This is a genomic window from Streptomyces sp. P9(2023), from assembly GCF_032436795.1.
Lineage (GTDB): Bacteria > Actinomycetota > Actinomycetes > Streptomycetales > Streptomycetaceae > Streptomyces.
Window position 1 is genome coordinate 1 of record NZ_JAUPWM010000369.1, and the last position, 282, is coordinate 282.

The window sequence follows — 282 nt, forward strand, 5'->3', positions numbered from 1 at the left end:
GCAAATGTATCGCCAGTAATAATCACTTTACTCTCTCCAATTTGTAGTCTTTAGATGGATCAGGGATCACAAGCCCCTGACGTGCTGCCACTCTCTGAATCCACTCTACGAAATCCCAAAACTTTCGGCCTTCCAGAACATCCCGATTACCTTCCTCATCGGTTGTAGTGCGGCGAATCGGAACGGATGACACTCGGCCACCTGGCAACTTCTTCTCTTTCCAGCCAAAGTAGCTGCCGAGCAAGTACTCCTCAATCTCTTGCTTCTCATAGCCGGTATGCT

1 protein-coding gene is annotated in these 282 nt (G+C 48.9%); it reads right to left on the reverse strand.

Annotated elements, in window-relative coordinates:
• Positions 1-22 precede the first annotated feature (22 nt).
• The coding region (locus Q5762_RS37980) for a hypothetical protein (RefSeq protein ID WP_315896872.1) at positions 23-282 on the reverse strand (260 nt) is incomplete at its 5' end.